The organism is Comamonas sp. 17RB (assembly GCF_030056555.1).
Classification (GTDB): Bacteria; Pseudomonadota; Gammaproteobacteria; order Burkholderiales; family Burkholderiaceae_C; genus Comamonas; species Comamonas terrigena.
Window position 1 is genome coordinate 1 of sequence record NZ_JASHHY010000010.1, and the last position, 15,155, is coordinate 15,155.

The window sequence follows — 15,155 nt, forward strand, 5'->3', positions numbered from 1 at the left end:
CTCTGTTTTGAATTCAGTCCGCTGTGATCAGCGAAGCCTTGTATTGTAGCACAACTTTCGTCGTGCAGATCAAAGAATTTTTTGATCTTCCTGACCGCCGGAGCCGGTAGCTCTCAGCAGCGAAGCCTTGCATTGTACACCGAAATTTGAAGCTTTCCGGCGTCTCGTTGAAGACTCCACTTAGCAGCACTGCAAGGCAGTGCTGCTAAGCAAGGGAGCGAACTGTAGCAGGCTTTGATCGCCCTGCTGACAACAAGCTCAGCTTTTTTGCGCGATGGCCGCTTCCAGCGCATCCACAAAGAGCGCAGCGACATCGCAGCCCATCTGGTCGGCGATCTCCTGGAAGCAGGTGGGGCTGGTGACATTGATCTCGGTGACACTGTCGCCGATCACGTCGACGCCCACCAGCAGCAGGCCCCGCTCCACCAGCACCGGACCCAGGATGTCGGCGATCTGGCGGTCCCGTGCCGTCAGCGGACGGGCCACGCCCTTGCCGCCGGCCGCCAGGTTGCCACGCACCTCGTTGCCCTGGGGAATGCGGGCCAGGCAGTACGGCACCGGCTTGCCGCCGATGATCAGCACCCGCTTGTCCCCATCGGCAATGGCGGGCAGGAAGCGCTGCACCATCACGCTGGTAGCGCCCTGGTGGTTCAGCGTCTCGATGATGCTGCCCAGGTTCATGCCGTCCTTGCCGACACGGAAGATGCCCATGCCGCCCATGCCGTCCAGCGGCTTCAGGATGATGTCGCCATGCTCGGCATGAAAGGCGCGGATCTGGGCCGGGTCGCGGGTCACCAGCGTGGGACCCAGCAGCTGCGGGAACTCCATGATGGAGAGCTTTTCCGGGTGGTCCCGCAGTGCGGAGGGCTTGTTGAAGACCTTGGCGCCTTCCCGCTCGGCCTGGCTGAGCATGTGGGTGGCGTAGAAGAACTCGCTGTCGAATGGCGGATCCTTGCGCATCACGATGCCGTCAAAGTCGGCCAGCACCACCACGGACTCCTGCTCCACGGTGAACCAGCCGGGCTTTTCGCCGGTCAGGCGGATCTGGCGCACCATGGCCTGCACTTTGCCGCCGGTTTGCCAGGAGACATGCTGTGGCTCGCAGGCATAAATCACATGGCCGCGGGACTGGGCCTCACGCATCATGACGAAGGTGGAGTCCTTCTTGATGTTGAAGGATTCCAGCGGATCGGCGATGAACAGCAGTTTCATGGGTATGCGGGCCTGGCCGGCCCGTGGTCAGCGATGAAAAAAGCAGCAGCCTCAGCTGCCACGACGCCCATACTTTTGCACAAACAGCGCCACCACGCCGGCAGCCACCCCCCAAAACGCCGAACCCACTCCGGCTATCACCACGCCGCTGAGGGTGACGAGGAAGGTGATCAGTGCCGCTTCACGGTGGGTTTCATCCCGCAACGCACCGGCCAGCCCGCCGCCGATGCTGCCCAGCAGCGCCAGCCCGGCAATGGCCAGCACCAGCTCCTGCGGGAAGGCGATCAGCAGACCGGTGACCACGGCACCAAAGATGCCGATGACCATGTACATGGCGCCGCAGACCACGGCCGCGGTGTAGCGCTTGTCCTTGTCTTCGTGCGCCTCCGGCCCCATGCAGATGGCCGCAGTGATAGCCGAGAAATTCAGCGCATAGCCGCCGAACGGCGCCAGCAGCAGGCTGGCGATGCCCGTCATGCTGACCAGCCGCGAAACCGGCAGCTCATAGCCCGTGGCACGGATCACCGCCACGCCCGGCATGTTCTGCGAGGCCATGGTGACGACAAACAACGGCAGCGCCAGACTGACAAAGGCCTGCCAGGTGAATTGCGGTGCGGTGAACACCGGCAGCGCCAGCTCCCACTGCACACGGGACCATTCCATCTTGCCGCTGGCAGCCGCCCAGGCCACGCCCACCAGCAGCGTCAGCACCACGGCATAACGGGGCAGCAGACGCCGCCCCAGCAGATAGGCCGCCAGCATGGCCAGCACCATGCCCAGGGCGGTTTGTGCCGCACCAAAGGCCTGCAGGCCGAACCGGGCCAGCACCCCCGCAAGCAGGGCGGAGGCAATTTCCATGGGAATGCGGTCCATCAGCTTTTCGAACCAGCCGGTCACGCCGCACAGGGTGATCAGCGCGGCGCACACCAGAAATGCACCCACGGCCTCGGGCATGGTGAAGCTGCCGGCCATGCCCGCCGAGGCCAGCACCGCCGCTCCCGGCGTCGACCAGGCCACCATCACCGGCTTGCGCAGCCACAGCGAAGGCACCAGGCAGCACAGGCCCACACCCAGGCCCAGTGCCCACATCCACGAGGTGATTTGCGCCGGTGTGGCGCCAAAAGCCTGGGCCGCCTGGAACACCAGCGCCACAGAGCTGGTGAAGCCCACCAGCACGGCCACGAAACCTGCCGTGAAGGCAGACAAGCTCAGATCACGAAAGAAGCGCATGGCCGCAGATTCTGGCACCCGCCGGGCCGCCAGGCTGACACCTGGGCGGCCTGTGAGCGCAGATTCATCAAAATCCATAGCTGCTCATGCGCTTGCGGAGTGCATGAGCAGCGAACCGACCTGTGACAGCTTTTTTTCCGCCTCAGATGTGGACCTTGGTCCCCAGCTCCACCACCGCATTGGCCGGCAGGTGGAAGAAGCCCGCCACGCCACTGGCCCCGGCGTGCATCTGGGCGAACAGCTTCTCGCGCCACAGCGCCATGCGCCCCCCCATGCGGGGCACCACCACTTCCCGCGACAGGAAGTAGCTGGTGCGCATGGGATCCAGCTTCCAGCCCGGCAGTTCGGCCAGGCGCAGCGCCTCGGGCACGTTGGGGTCGTTCTTGAATCCGAAGTGCAGCACCACCTGCCAGCAGCCGGCACCCAGCGCCTGCACCTGGGCCCGCTGCTCCAGGCCGATCCAGGGCACCTCGTGGTGGCGCAGCACCACAAACAGGTTTTGCGTGTGCAGCACCTTGTTGTGCTTCAGGTTGTGCAGCAGCGCCGGTGGCACCAGCCCTTCTTCGCTGGTGATGAAGACGGCTGTGCCATCCACCCGCTGCAGCGGGTTGCCTTGCTGCAGGCTGCCCAGAAAGCTTTCCAGGTCCACGGCTTCCGCGCGGTGCTGTTCGGACAGCAGGGTACGGCCCAGGCGCCAGGTGCGCATCAGCAGGAAGACGCAGCCGGCAATCAGCAGCGGGAACCAGCCGCCGGCCGCCAGCTTGAGCGCGTTGGAGGCGAAGAACAGCACATCCACCACAAAGAAGCAGCTGGTCGCCGCGATGCAGAGCCACAGCGGGTAGCGCCACAGGTAGCGGATGACGAAGAAGGTCAGTGTGGTGGTGATCAGCATGTCCAGCGTCACGGCCAGGCCATAGGCGGCGGCCAGGTTGTCACTGGAGCGGAACATGATCACGGCCATGGCGATGGCGATGAACAGCGACCAGTTCACGAACGGCATGTAGATCTGGCCGGTGTCCTTGGTGCTGGTGTGCAGCACCGTCATGCGCGGCAGGTAGCCCAGCTGCATCACCTGCTTGGTGATGCTGAAGGCCCCGGAGATCAGCGCCTGCGAGGCGATCACCGTCGCCAGGGTGGCCAGCACCACCAGCGGCAGGGTGGCCCAGGACGGCGCCATCAGGAAGAAGGGGTTGCGCACGGCTTCCGGCTGGTCCAGCAGCAGCGCGCCCTGGCCCAGGTAGTTCAGCGTCAGCGCCGGCATCACCACCGAGAACCAGGCCAGCCGGATCGGTTTCTTGCCGAAGTGGCCCAGGTCGGCATACAGCGCTTCCGCCCCGGTCACGCACAGCACCACGGCCCCCAGCAGAATGAAGGCCGTGCCCGGCTGCGCCCGCACAAACTGCAGCGCATGGGTGGGCCACAGGGCGCTCAGGATTTCGGGGTGGTGCACGATCTGGCCCAGGCCCAGTGTCGCCAGCACGCCAAACCACAGCAGCGTGATGGGGCCGAACCAGCGGCCGATGCTTGCCGTGCCGCGCTTTTGCAGCGTGAACAGCACCAGCAGCACCGCCAGCGTCAGCGGAATCACCACCGGGTGCAGGCCGGGGGCCACCACTTCCAGGCCTTCCACGGCCGACAGCACCGAGATCGCGGGCGTGATCACCCCGTCGCCATAGAACAGGCTGGCACCAAACAGGCCCACGGCCATCAGCACCCCATGCAGGCGCGGCTTGTCCTTCACCGCCTCGGACGCCAGGGCCAGCATGGCCACCAGACCGCCTTCGCCGCGGTTGTCGGCGCGCAGCACCAGCACCACGTACTTGAGGGAAACGATGACGGTCAGGGTCCAGAACAGCAGCGACAGCACGCCGTAGACATTGGCCGGGGTGTAGGCCACATGGCCGCTGCGGAAGACTTCTTTGACGGCATACAGCACGCTGGTGCCGATGTCGCCATAAACCACCCCAATGGCCCCCAGCGTCAGCGCGGCCAATGAAGATCGGGATGAGGTGTGCTGCATCCAATGCAAACCGGGCCCCACGGGCCCGGTCCTATCTGTGGAAATGCCGCCATTGTGCGCGAGGCGCTGGCAGTCTGCCAGCCACCCCATGGCGCCGTTCGATCAGCGAACAACGCCGGCGATCCCCGACGGTCAGTCGTAGATTTCCGCGTCCGGGTTGGTGGCTTCCAGCTCGTAGCTGGCGGCCAGCATGGCCAGGCGGGCGATCACGCCGTACATGTAGAAGCGGTTGGGCGCGCTGGCACCGGCGCGGGCACCGATCTGCGGCAGCTGGGTGCTCTGCGGCGGGAAGGCCAGCGGCACAAAGCCCGAACCGGGGGCATTCAGGTTCTCGTCGATACCGCGCTCGGGGTGCATGCGGTAGAAGCCGCCCACCACGTAGCGGTCCATCATGTAGACCACCGGCTCGGCCACGGCGTTGTTCATGCGCTCGTAGGTCAGCACGCCTTCCTGCACCAGCACATCGTGCACCGGCTGGCCGTCCTTGATGACGCCCATCTTGTTGCGGGTGCGCTTGTCCTTCAGGGCTTCCAGCTCCTTGGCGTCGCGCACGGTCATCACGCCCATGCCGTAGGTGCCGTTGTCGGCCTTGACCACCACGAACGGCTTTTCCTTGATTCCGTATTCCTTGTACTTGCGGCGCACCTTGGTGATGGTGGCATCCACCTGCACCGCCAGCTGGTCCAGGCCCGTGCCTTCGACAAAGTCGATGTTCTCGCACTTGCTGAACACCGGGTTGATCAGCCAGGGGTCGATCCCCAGCAGCTTGCCGAAGCGCTTGGAGACTTCTTCGTAGCTCTGGAAATGGCGGCTCTTGCGGCGCACGCTCCAGCCTGCATGCAGCGGCGGCAGCAGGAACTGCTCGTACAGCTCTTCCAGAATGCCTGGCGCGCCGGCCGACAGGTCGTTGTTCAGCAAGATGGTGCAGGGGTCGAAATTCTTCAGCCCCAGGCGGCGCTTGGTGCGCAGCGCCGGCTCCAGCGTGATGGTGTCGCCGTGCGGCAGCTTGATTTCAGTGAGCTTCTTGATGTCGGGACTGACCGAGCCGATGCGCACATTCAGACCCGCCATGCGGAAAATGCGCTGCAGCTGCAGAATGTTGCTCAGATACGACGGATTCTTCTGCTGATTCTCCGGAATGATCAACAAATTGCGCGCTTCCGGACAGATCTTCTCGATCGCGGCCATCGCTGCCTGCACGGCCAGGGGCAGCATTTCGTCGGTCAGATTGTTCCAGCCGCCGGGGAACAGGTTGGTGTCCACCGGCGCCAGCTTGAAGCCCGCATTGCGGATGTCCACCGAGCAATAGAACGGCGGCGTGTGCTCCATCCACTCGAGGCGGAACCAGCGCTCGATGGCTGGCATGGAGTCGATGATGCGCTGCTCGAGCTCGTTGATCGGGCCGGTCAAAGCTGTGATGAGATGTGGAACCATGAAACCCTCAAGAGACGGTAGTGACCCCGATTTTAGGGACTTGCGAAACGAATAGGGGTAAACCCTCAACCTTTGCCACAACCAAGTACGTACTCACCTTCTCCAGAAAGAAGGTGTTAGCAGCGCCAGAAAACTCAGTATTTCCAGCCGCCCCAGCAGCATGCCCAGGGTACAGACCCAGACCTGGAAATCGTTGAGCACCGCATAGGTGGACGAAGGCCCAATGCTACCCAGTCCCGGGCCCGTGCAGTGCACACTGGCGACCACGGCAGAGAATGCGGTGATCGGATCCAGATCGCTGAGCATCAGCAGCATGCTCAGCACAATGATGGTGCCGCCGTACACCAGCATAAAGGCCAGCACCGAAAAAATCATGCGGTGGTCCACCACGCTGCGCCCCAGCAGCACCGGCTGGACGGCACGCGGATGGACCAGCCGCGTCAGCTCCAGCCGCGCCTGCTTCACCAGGATCAGCATGCGCACCATCTTGATGCCACCGCCGGTCGATCCGGCGCTGGTGGCCACACCGGACAGGAAGAGCATGAACACCGGCGCGAACACCGGCCAGGTCAGGTAGTCGGCCGTGGCAAAGCCGGTGGTGGTGGCCACCGATATGGTGTTGAACACCCCGTAGCGCAGCGCATCCACCGGGCCATACACGCCCTTGACCCACAACAGCAGCGCCACCAGCAGGCCGCTGCCCAGCAGCACGCCGAGGGTGGCGCGCATTTCCGGGTCCTGCCAGAAGCCGCGCCAGTGCCCTTTGCGCAGGGCCACGAAGTACAGCGCGAAGTTGCAGCTGGCCATCAGCATGAACACCAGCGTGATGCCTTCGATCACCGGCGAGTTGTAGAAGCCCAGGCTCGCATCGTGCGAGGACAGCCCGCCCAGGCTGACGGTGGTGAACATGTGCATCACCGCGTCCAGCGGCGTCATGCCCGCCAGCCAGAAGGCCAGCGCGCAGCTGATGGAGAACACGGCGTACACGCCCCACAGCCCTTTGGCCGTGCCGGTGATGCGCGGCGTGAGCTTGGTGTCCTTGACCGGGCCCGCGGCCTCGGCGCGGAACAGCTGGCTCCCCCCCACGCCGAGCAGCGGCAGGATGGCCACGGCCAGAATCAGGATCCCCATGCCACCCAGCCACTGCAGGAAGGTGCGCCAGATGTTCAGGGACACCGGCAGCGCATCCAGCCCGGACAGCACGGTGGCCCCCGATGTGGTCAGCCCGGACACGGCCTCGAAATAGGCATGGGTGAACGACAGCGACCGCCCCAGCTCCGCATAGGCCAGCTGCAGCGGCACGCTGGCACACAGCGGCAGAAAGACCCAGACCAGGGTCACCAGGATCACGCCGTGGCGCGGCTGCAGCTCCCTGCGGTAACGCTCCATGCTGGCCCACAGCAAGGTGCCCGCCAGCAGCGTGCCACCCAGCGACCACAGCCAGACCAGCCACATGCCATCGCGCAGAAACCAGGACACTGCCAGCGGCAGCCCCATGGACAAGCCGAACATCACCATCAACGCGCCCAGCAGGCGCAGAACGGGTAACAGGTCACGCATGGCGGCCTCGGTCCGATCAGAAGAAGGTGGCGCTCACGCGGAACAGTTTCTCCACGTCTTGCACCAGGCGCTTGTTGGGCAGGAAGAAGACCACGTGGTCATTGCTCTCGATCACCGTGTGGCTGCGCGGAATGATGACCTGGGGCTCGCCCACTGCGGACGGGGACACATCCGATGCATGTTCGCCCTGCTCCGGCAGACCGCGCACGATCAGGCCGATGTGCACTTCCGGCGGCAGCTTCAGCTCCTCCACCCGGCGACCCACCACGCGCGAGCTCTTGCGGTCGCCGCGGGCCACGATCTCCAGCGCCTCGGCCACGCCCCGGCGCAGGCTGTGCACGGCCTGCACATCGCCGCGGCGCACATGGGCCAGCAGCTCGCCCAGCATGGCCTGCGCGGGGGACAGTGCAATATCGATCTGCGTGCCGTGCATCAGGTCCGCATAGGTGCGGCGGTTGATCAGCGCCAGCACCCGCGTGGCGCCCAACCGCTTGGCCAGCAGGCAGGCCATGATGTTGTTCTCGTCGTCGTTGGTCAGCGCCAGGAACAGGTCCACATCTTCGATGCTTTCATCGTCGAGCAGGTCCTCGTCGGTGGCATCCCCCTGCAGCACCAGCACATCCTCGGGCAGCGAGGCGGCCAGCTCCATGCAGCGCTGGGGGTTCACTTCGACGATCTTGATGTGAAAGCGCCCTGGCTCCTGGGCCAGCTGTGCCGCCAGCCGCTGGCTCACCCGTCCGCCGCCGGCCATCATGATGCGGCGCACCGGTCGCGCCGGCTGGCCGGCGGGGCGGTGCATGGCCGCCAGGATTTCGGGCAGGTTTTCCTTGGCGGACAGCACAAAGACTTCATCGCCCGGCTCGATCAGCGTGCTGCCATCGCAGCGGACAAAACGGTCGGGCTCGTCGGCAAAGCGCCGGTAGATGGCCACGATGCGCAGCCCCATCTCGGGGTTGTGCAACCGCAGCTCGCCAATGCGCAGGCCCACGGCCGCGGCCCCCATGCGGGCCCGCACCGACGCCAGGCAGGCGCGGCCGCCGGCAAACTCGCGCACCTGCAGCGCTTCCGGGTATTCGGTGAGCTTGCCGATGTAGCGGGTCAGCGAGGCCTCGGGGCAGATGATGGCGTCCGCGCCCAGCCCGTCCTTGCCCAGGACCACATCGTCGGCGCCGAAGCTGGAGGAGCGCACCCGCGCAATGCGCGTGGGGATGTTGAACAGCAGCTGCCCCAGCTTGCAGCACACCAGATTGGTCTCATCCAGCGCCGCGCAGGCAATCAGCAGGTCGGTATCGGCCGCACCGGCTTCGGCCAGCACCTGCGGGTCGATGCCGCTGCCCACCACGCCGCGCAGGTCGAACCGCCCTTCCAGATCGCGCAGCCGCGCAGCATCCGTGTCGATCACGGTGATGTCGTTGCGCTCCGAGACCAGGCTTTCGGCCACGCTGTACCCCACGCGGCCGGCTCCCAGGATGATGATTTTCATGCTGCGCTGTTGATGGTTGTGACGGTGTGTGCCAGGCCGCCCCGGCACTGGAGGCGACTTTAGCCGCGCACCTGGCCTTCGCCCAGCACAATGTATTTGAGCGAGGTCAGGCCTTCAATGCCCACCGGCCCACGCGCATGGAACTTGTCGGTGCTGATGCCGATTTCGGCACCCAGCCCGTACTCGAAACCATCGGCAAAGCGCGTGCTGGCATTGACCATCACGCTGGCGGAATCCACCTCGCGCAGGAACTGCTGGGCGTGCATATGGTCGCGCGTCAGAATGGCTTCGGTGTGACCGCTGGAATAGCGGTTGATGTGGGCAATGGCCTCGTCCACACCGGCCACCACCTTCACGCTGATGATGGGGGCCAGGTATTCCTCGCTCCAGTCCTGCTCGGTCGCCGCCACCAGCTTGGCGCCAGGCACCTGCTGCAAGATGGCCAGCGCTTCGGCATCGCCACGCATCTCCACCCCCTTGGCCGCGTAGATGGCGCCGATCTGCGGCAGAAAGTCCGCCGCCACGCCACGCGCCACCACCAGGCTTTCGCTGGCGTTGCAGGGGCTGTACTTCTGGGTCTTGGCGTTGTCGGCCACGGTCACGGCCATGGCGATGTCGCAGGGATCGTCCACGTAGGTGTGGCAGTTGCCGTCCAGGTGCTTGATGACGGGCACCTTGGCTTCGCGGCTGATGCGCTCGATCAGGCTCTTGCCGCCGCGCGGGATGATCACGTCCACATACGCGGGCATGGCGATCAGATGGCCCACGGCCTCCCGGTCGGTGGTCTGCACCAGCTGCACGGCGTTTTCCGGCAGGCCGGCTTCGACCAGGGCCTGGGCCACCAGCCGGGCCAGGACCTTGTTGGATTCGATCGCTTCCGAGCCGCCGCGCAAGATGCAGGCATTGCCGCTCTTGATCGACAGGCTGGCCGCTTCGATGGTCACGTTCGGGCGGCTTTCGTAGATCATGCCGAACACGCCGATGGGCACGCGCATCTGGCCCACCCGGATGCCACTGGGCATCTGCTTCATGCCGAGGATCTCGCCAATCACATCCGGCATGGCTGCCAGCTGTTCACAGCCCTGGGCACAGGTCTCCAGCACCTTGGGCGTCAGGCGCAGGCGGTCCACCATCGGGGCCGACAGGCCGTTGGCCACGGCGCGCTCCAGGTCCCTGGCGTTGTCGACCTGCAGCGGCTCCACCTGCTCCCGCAGCAGACGGGCCAGAGCCAGCAAGGCCTTGTTTTTCACGGCAGCGTTCGCCCGTGCCATCTGGGCGGAAGCCACTTTTGCTTGCAGACCCAGGGTCTGCATGGTTTCGGCAATATTCAGCGCGTTCATGCCCCGATTCTCGCCGAGTTGCCCGCCCAGGGGGTGGAATGCACGGCCATGCCCTGGGGGCGCAGTGCAGGACCTACACTGGTGCGACCATTGACCCCGCCTTTGCGGCGCCTGCCATGCACACTGCTCCCCCCGACACCCTTCTGGCCGCCCAGCAACTGGCGCAGCTGCGCACCGGCTTTGCCCAGCTGGCGCAGCAACAGCTGTCCGCCGCGGCATTGGGCGCTCAGGCCCGCGCCAGCGGAGCCCTGCTGACCACCCTGCCCCCACGCTATGCCGAGGTGCTGCTGAACCTGCTGGACCGGCTGGAGGCCAGCGCGCTGTTTGCCGAGGAAAGCTGCTCCTTCAGCCAGAAAGAGCTGTTCGACACGCTGGAGCAATGGGCCGACAAGGCCCAGGCACGGCTGGCATCGGCACCCTGAACACCCCTGCCGCCGGGCACGACGCCCCGTGGTCTGCGCCAGCACCGCCCGCTCGGGCCAGCTCCAGCACCAGGTAAAGGGTTCCGTTCAGCGGGCCGCCGAACGCTGGCCCTGGGCGGTCTGCACCAAGTCCATCGCCAGTCGGCGCAGCGCCTGCCAGCCGTCCTGCGGCCAGCCGGGTGCCGGCAGGCCTTTGATGATGCCGTCCACCACATGGGCGGAATGCAGCAGCCGGGCGGCAGCAGCATCGCCCAGGCGCGGCAGGATGCGCTCGAACAGGCGCTCCTTCACCCCCCAGATGCGCTGTGCCCGCAGTGCCATGGGCAGCGGCTGGCCGCCTGCCATGGCATCGCGCACGCGCTTGAGGGCGCGGATGTCTTCGGCCAGCGCCCAGTGCACCAGCACCTCGGCCGCGCCTTCGGCCTGCAGACCGTCGAGCATGCGCACCACGCGCGCCAGCTGACCGGAGAGCACCGCCTCGGACAGCTTGAATACGTCGTAGCGCGCCACATTCAGCACCGCCTGTTCGACCTGGGCCAGACTCAGCTCCCCCTGGGGGTAGAGCAGGCCCAGCTTCTGGATTTCCTGGTGGGCCGCCAGCAGATTGCCTTCCACCCGGTCGGCAAAGAACTGCAGCGTACGCTGCCCTTCCTCGCCCGACACCACGCGCTGGCCCTGCTGGGCCAGGCGCTGGGCAATCCACGGCGGCAGCGTGCCCCGTTCGATGGTGTCGATCTGCACCGTCACCCCATGGGCTTCCAGCGCGGCGAACCAGGCACCGCTCTTGGTCTGCTTGTCCAGGCGCGGCAAGGTGACGATGGTCAGGGTGTTGTCATCCTGCGCCGCCTGGGCAGCCAGTTGCTGGATGGCAGCGCTGCCGTCCTTGCCCGGCTTGCCGGACGGGATGCGGATTTCCACCATCTGCTTGTCGGCAAACAGGCTCAGCGAACCGCCCGCCGCCAGGACCGCACTCCAGTCGAAATGCGCGCCTGCCACGGTGTAGACGCTGCGTTCGGTGTGCCCCTGCGCGCGGGCCGCCGCCCGGATCGCATCGGCCGCCTCCTGCTGCTGCAGCGGCTCGTCCCCGTGCAGGGTATAGAGCGGACGCAGCCCTTTTTGCAGGTGCGCCCCCAGCTGGTTGAACGCCAGTTGCATGGACCGCCGATCAGGACGCGGCCGTCGGCCGGGCCGAGGACAGACGCCGCATTACCTGCTGCACCAGGTCGGACTGCATGGTTTTGTACAGCACGGCGGCTTCCTGCTCCTTGGCCAGCGCCAGGTTTTCGTCGTAGCTCAGGTCGCGCTCCAGCTCCAGCTCGGTGGGGGGAATCCACTCCACACCATCGGCGCCGGTCAGGCTGAACGTCATGCGGTAGCGCAGCGTCAGCTCGCGCACCTGGCCGGCCGCGTTCTTGCTGATGATGATGCGGTCACTGCGCTCGCCCAGCAGCCTCCAGACCACCTGGGCCTCGTCCGGGCGCCGCGGCGCCCGCAGCACCTTGAGCTTGTCTCCGGCCGTGGCCAGGTTGCGTTCCAGTTCGCGGGCAAATGCCGAGCGGCCGTCGGCCTGCAGATAGATGGAAGAGAACTGGAATTCCGGCACCCCGCGCAGGCGGAAGCCGCAGGCCGACACCAGCGGTGCCAGCGCCATCAGGGAAAGCAGCGTGCGCTTGCGCATGGGGGCTCCTTCTCGCTTTGTTTGCGTCAGACGACGACGTTGACCAGACGGCCCGGCACCACGATCACCTTCTTGGGTGTCGCACCCAGGATGAACTTCTGTGCCTCCTCGTTGGCCAGGGCCACCGCTTCGATCTGCGCCTTGTCGGCTGCCGCCGGCACCAGGATGGAGCCGCGCAGCTTGCCGTTGACCTGCAGCATCAGCTCCAGCTCGTCCTGCACCAGGGCCGATGCATCCACCTGGGGCCAAGCGGCATCCAGCAGATCGCCCTGCTTGTTGACATAGCCCAGCTCGCTCCACAGCACATGCGTCAGGTGCGGGGTGGCGGGGTAGAGCACACGCAGCAGAATGCCAAAGCTTTCGATCACGGCGATCTGGCCGTCGGCCGTGTCCGTGGCCTTGAAGCCTTCCAGCGCGTTGATCATCTTCATCGCGCCCGACACCACGGTGTTGTACTGCATGCGGCTGTAGTCGTATTCCACCTGCTTGAGCACGGTGTGGATCTCCAGACGCAGTGCCTTGGCATCCTTGCCGAACTGCACCTGCGACAGATCCGTCAGGCCGCTGGTGGCTTCCTGTGCGGCCGCGTAGTCCAGCTCCAGCAGCTTGTGGCCGAAGTTGTAGACGCGGCGCAGGAAGCGGTAGCTGCCTTCCACGCCGGCATCATTCCACTCCAGCGTCAGCTCGGGCGGGGCGGTGAACATGGTGTACAGGCGGGCCGTGTCGGCGCCGTACTTCTCGATCAGCTCCTGCGGATCGATACCGTTGTTCTTGGACTTGGACATGGTGCCCACGCCCTCGTAGTCGATGGCCGTGCCCACGGGCAGCATGCCGTCGGCGCTGTCCACTGCACTCTTGAGCTTGGCGCCGATGACCTTGCCGCCTTCGTCCAGCACATGCTCCACGTCCTTGGGCCAGAAGTATTCCTTGGCGCCCTTGGCGGTGCGGCGGCTGTAGATGTGGTTGAGCACCATGCCTTGCGTGAGCAGCTTGGTGAAGGGCTCGTCGATCTTGAGCAGGCCCAGATCGCGCATGACCTTGGTCCAGAAGCGCGCGTACAGCAAGTGCAGGATGGCGTGTTCCACGCCACCGATGTACTGGTCCATGCCGCTGCCGCCGACAGCGGCGTGCTGGTCCCGCATCCAGTATTCGGCGCCGGCGCCGACCATCTGCTCGCTGTTCTTCGCGTCGCAATAGCGCATGAAGTACCACGAACTGTCCACAAAGGTATCCATGGTGTCAGTCTCACGGCGGGCAGGCTTGCCGCAGCAGGGGCAGACCACGCCGGCGTGGAAGGCTTCGCTCTTGACCAGCGGGTTGCCGGAACCATCGGGCACCAGATCCTGCGGCAGCACCACAGGCAGGTCTTTTTCCGGCACCGGCTGGGCACCGCAGTCTTCGCAGTGGATGATGGGGATGGGGGTGCCCCAGTAACGCTGGCGGCTGATGCCCCAGTCGCGCAGACGCCAGGTGGTCTTGAGCTCGCCCAGGCCCTTGTCGGCCAGCACCTTGGCCACGGCCTGCACGCCGTCCTGGTAGTTCAGACCATCGAACGCGCCGGATTGGATGAGGATGCCGCGTTCCTTGTCGCCGTACCAGTCGTGCCAGGTCTTGCTGTCGTACGCATCCTGGCCGGCCACGGTCACCACCTGCTGGATGGGCAGGTGGTACTTGTTGGCAAAGGCGAAATCCCGCTCGTCATGGGCAGGCACGCCCATCACAGCACCATCGCCATAGCTCATCAGCACATAGTTGCCAATCCACACCTCGACTTGCGCGCCGGTGATGGGGTGGGTGACGAACAGGCCGGTGGGCTTGCCTTCCTTTTCCTTGACGGCCAGTTCCGCCTCGGTCGTGCCGCCCTTCTTGCATTCTTCAATGAAGGCTGCCAGCTCGGGCTGGGACGCCGCGGCATGCTGGGCCAGCGGGTGTTCGGGCGCCACCGCGCAGAAGGTCACGCCCATGACGGTGTCGGCACGGGTGGTGAAGACGAACATCTTGCCGTCCTGGATCAGCTGGCCGTCCGCGCCCTGGATGGTGTGGGTGAACGCAAAGCGCACGCCGGCCGACTTACCGATCCAGTTTTCCTGCATCAGGCGCACCTTGTCAGGCCATCCGGTTAGGGTGGCCTTGTCGTTGCCCATCTGCACATGGTCCAGCAGCTCTTGCGCGTAGTTCGTGATGGCCAGGTAGTAGCCCGGAATCTCGCGTTTTTCCACCAGCGCGCCGGTGCGCCAGCCGCGGCCGTCGATCACCTGCTCGTTGGCCAGCACGGTCTGGTCCACCGGGTCCCAGTTCACGGTCTGGGTCTTGCGGTAGGCCACGCCCTTTTCCAGCATCTTCAGGAACAGCCACTGGTTCCACTTGTAGTAGTCGGGATCGCAGGTGGCGATCTCGCGGCTCCAGTCGATGGCCAGCCCCATGGCCTGCATCTGCTTCTTCATGTACGCGATGTTCTCGAACGTCCACTTGGCAGGCGGCACCTTGTTCTTCAGCGCAGCGTTCTCGGCAGGCAGACCGAATGCATCCCAGCCCATGGGCATCAAGACGTTGTAGCCCTTCATGCGCAGCTGGCGCGAGAGCATGTCGTTGATGGTGTAGTTGCGCACGTGGCCCATGTGCAGCTTGCCGCTGGGGTAGGGCAGCATGGAGCAGGCGTAGTACTTGGGCTTGCTGTCGTCTTCGGTGACGCGGTAGGCGTCCTGTGCGGTCCAATGGGCGTGCGCGGCGCGCTCCACCTCGATGTGGTTGTATTTGTCTTGCATGGAACTGGGGG

At 65.4% G+C, this 15,155-nt stretch carries 11 protein-coding genes; 1 reads left to right on the plus strand and 10 read right to left on the minus strand.

What is annotated here, in order from left to right; all coding sequences use genetic code 11:
- Window positions 1-258 precede the first annotated feature (258 nt).
- The 7 genes from gshB to QM470_RS17675 form a co-directional block, all read right to left on the minus strand.
- Complete coding sequence (gene gshB, locus QM470_RS17645) at window positions 259-1,212, minus strand: glutathione synthase (protein ID WP_066537862.1); 954 nt, start codon at window positions 1,210-1,212, stop codon at window positions 259-261.
- 51 nt (window positions 1,213-1,263) lie between these two features.
- Window positions 1,264-2,442, minus strand: coding sequence for a benzoate/H(+) symporter BenE family transporter (locus QM470_RS17650; RefSeq protein ID WP_280013711.1), 1,179 nt, complete (start codon window positions 2,440-2,442; stop codon window positions 1,264-1,266).
- 142 nt (window positions 2,443-2,584) lie between these two features.
- A complete protein-coding gene (locus QM470_RS17655; RefSeq protein WP_283340178.1) occupies window positions 2,585-4,462 on the minus strand; it encodes a potassium transporter Kup in 1,878 nt (625 codons plus the stop codon).
- 132 nt (window positions 4,463-4,594) lie between these two features.
- On the minus strand, window positions 4,595-5,896 hold the full coding sequence (gene gshA / locus QM470_RS17660) for a glutamate--cysteine ligase (protein WP_066537869.1): 1,302 nt from the start codon (window positions 5,894-5,896) through the stop codon (window positions 4,595-4,597).
- A gap of 93 nt (window positions 5,897-5,989) precedes the next feature.
- Window positions 5,990-7,456 carry a TrkH family potassium uptake protein gene (locus QM470_RS17665; protein ID WP_283340179.1) on the minus strand — a complete coding sequence of 489 codons (1,467 nt, stop codon included), beginning with the start codon at window positions 7,454-7,456 and terminating at the stop codon, window positions 5,990-5,992.
- Window positions 7,457-7,472: 16 nt separating this feature from the next.
- A complete protein-coding gene (gene trkA, locus QM470_RS17670; RefSeq protein ID WP_283340180.1) occupies window positions 7,473-8,939 on the minus strand; it encodes a Trk system potassium transporter TrkA in 1,467 nt (488 codons plus the stop codon).
- Between the two features lie 59 nt (window positions 8,940-8,998).
- Window positions 8,999-10,279: a glutamate-5-semialdehyde dehydrogenase gene (locus QM470_RS17675; RefSeq protein ID WP_283340181.1), complete on the minus strand. Its 1,281-nt coding sequence runs from the start codon at window positions 10,277-10,279 to the stop codon at window positions 8,999-9,001.
- Between the two features lie 116 nt (window positions 10,280-10,395).
- Between QM470_RS17675 and QM470_RS17680 the strand changes: the two genes are divergently transcribed.
- The gene (locus QM470_RS17680) at window positions 10,396-10,701 is read left to right on the plus strand and encodes a hypothetical protein (protein ID WP_283340182.1); all 306 of its coding nucleotides are present in this window, start codon (window positions 10,396-10,398) and stop codon (window positions 10,699-10,701) included.
- 87 nt (window positions 10,702-10,788) lie between these two features.
- Here the strand turns inward: QM470_RS17680 and holA are convergent, their stop codons facing one another.
- From holA to leuS, 3 genes are read right to left on the minus strand one after another with little or no spacing between them, the layout of a single operon-like run.
- Complete coding sequence (holA, locus tag QM470_RS17685; RefSeq protein ID WP_283340183.1) at window positions 10,789-11,856, minus strand: DNA polymerase III subunit delta; 1,068 nt, start codon at window positions 11,854-11,856, stop codon at window positions 10,789-10,791.
- Window positions 11,857-11,866: 10 nt separating this feature from the next.
- A complete protein-coding gene (locus QM470_RS17690) occupies window positions 11,867-12,379 on the minus strand; it encodes an LPS-assembly lipoprotein LptE (RefSeq protein ID WP_283340184.1) in 513 nt (170 codons plus the stop codon).
- A 26-nt stretch (window positions 12,380-12,405) separates the two neighbouring features.
- Window positions 12,406-15,144 carry a leucine--tRNA ligase gene (gene leuS, locus QM470_RS17695; protein ID WP_283340185.1) on the minus strand — a complete coding sequence of 913 codons (2,739 nt, stop codon included), beginning with the start codon at window positions 15,142-15,144 and terminating at the stop codon, window positions 12,406-12,408.
- Window positions 15,145-15,155 lie beyond the last annotated feature (11 nt).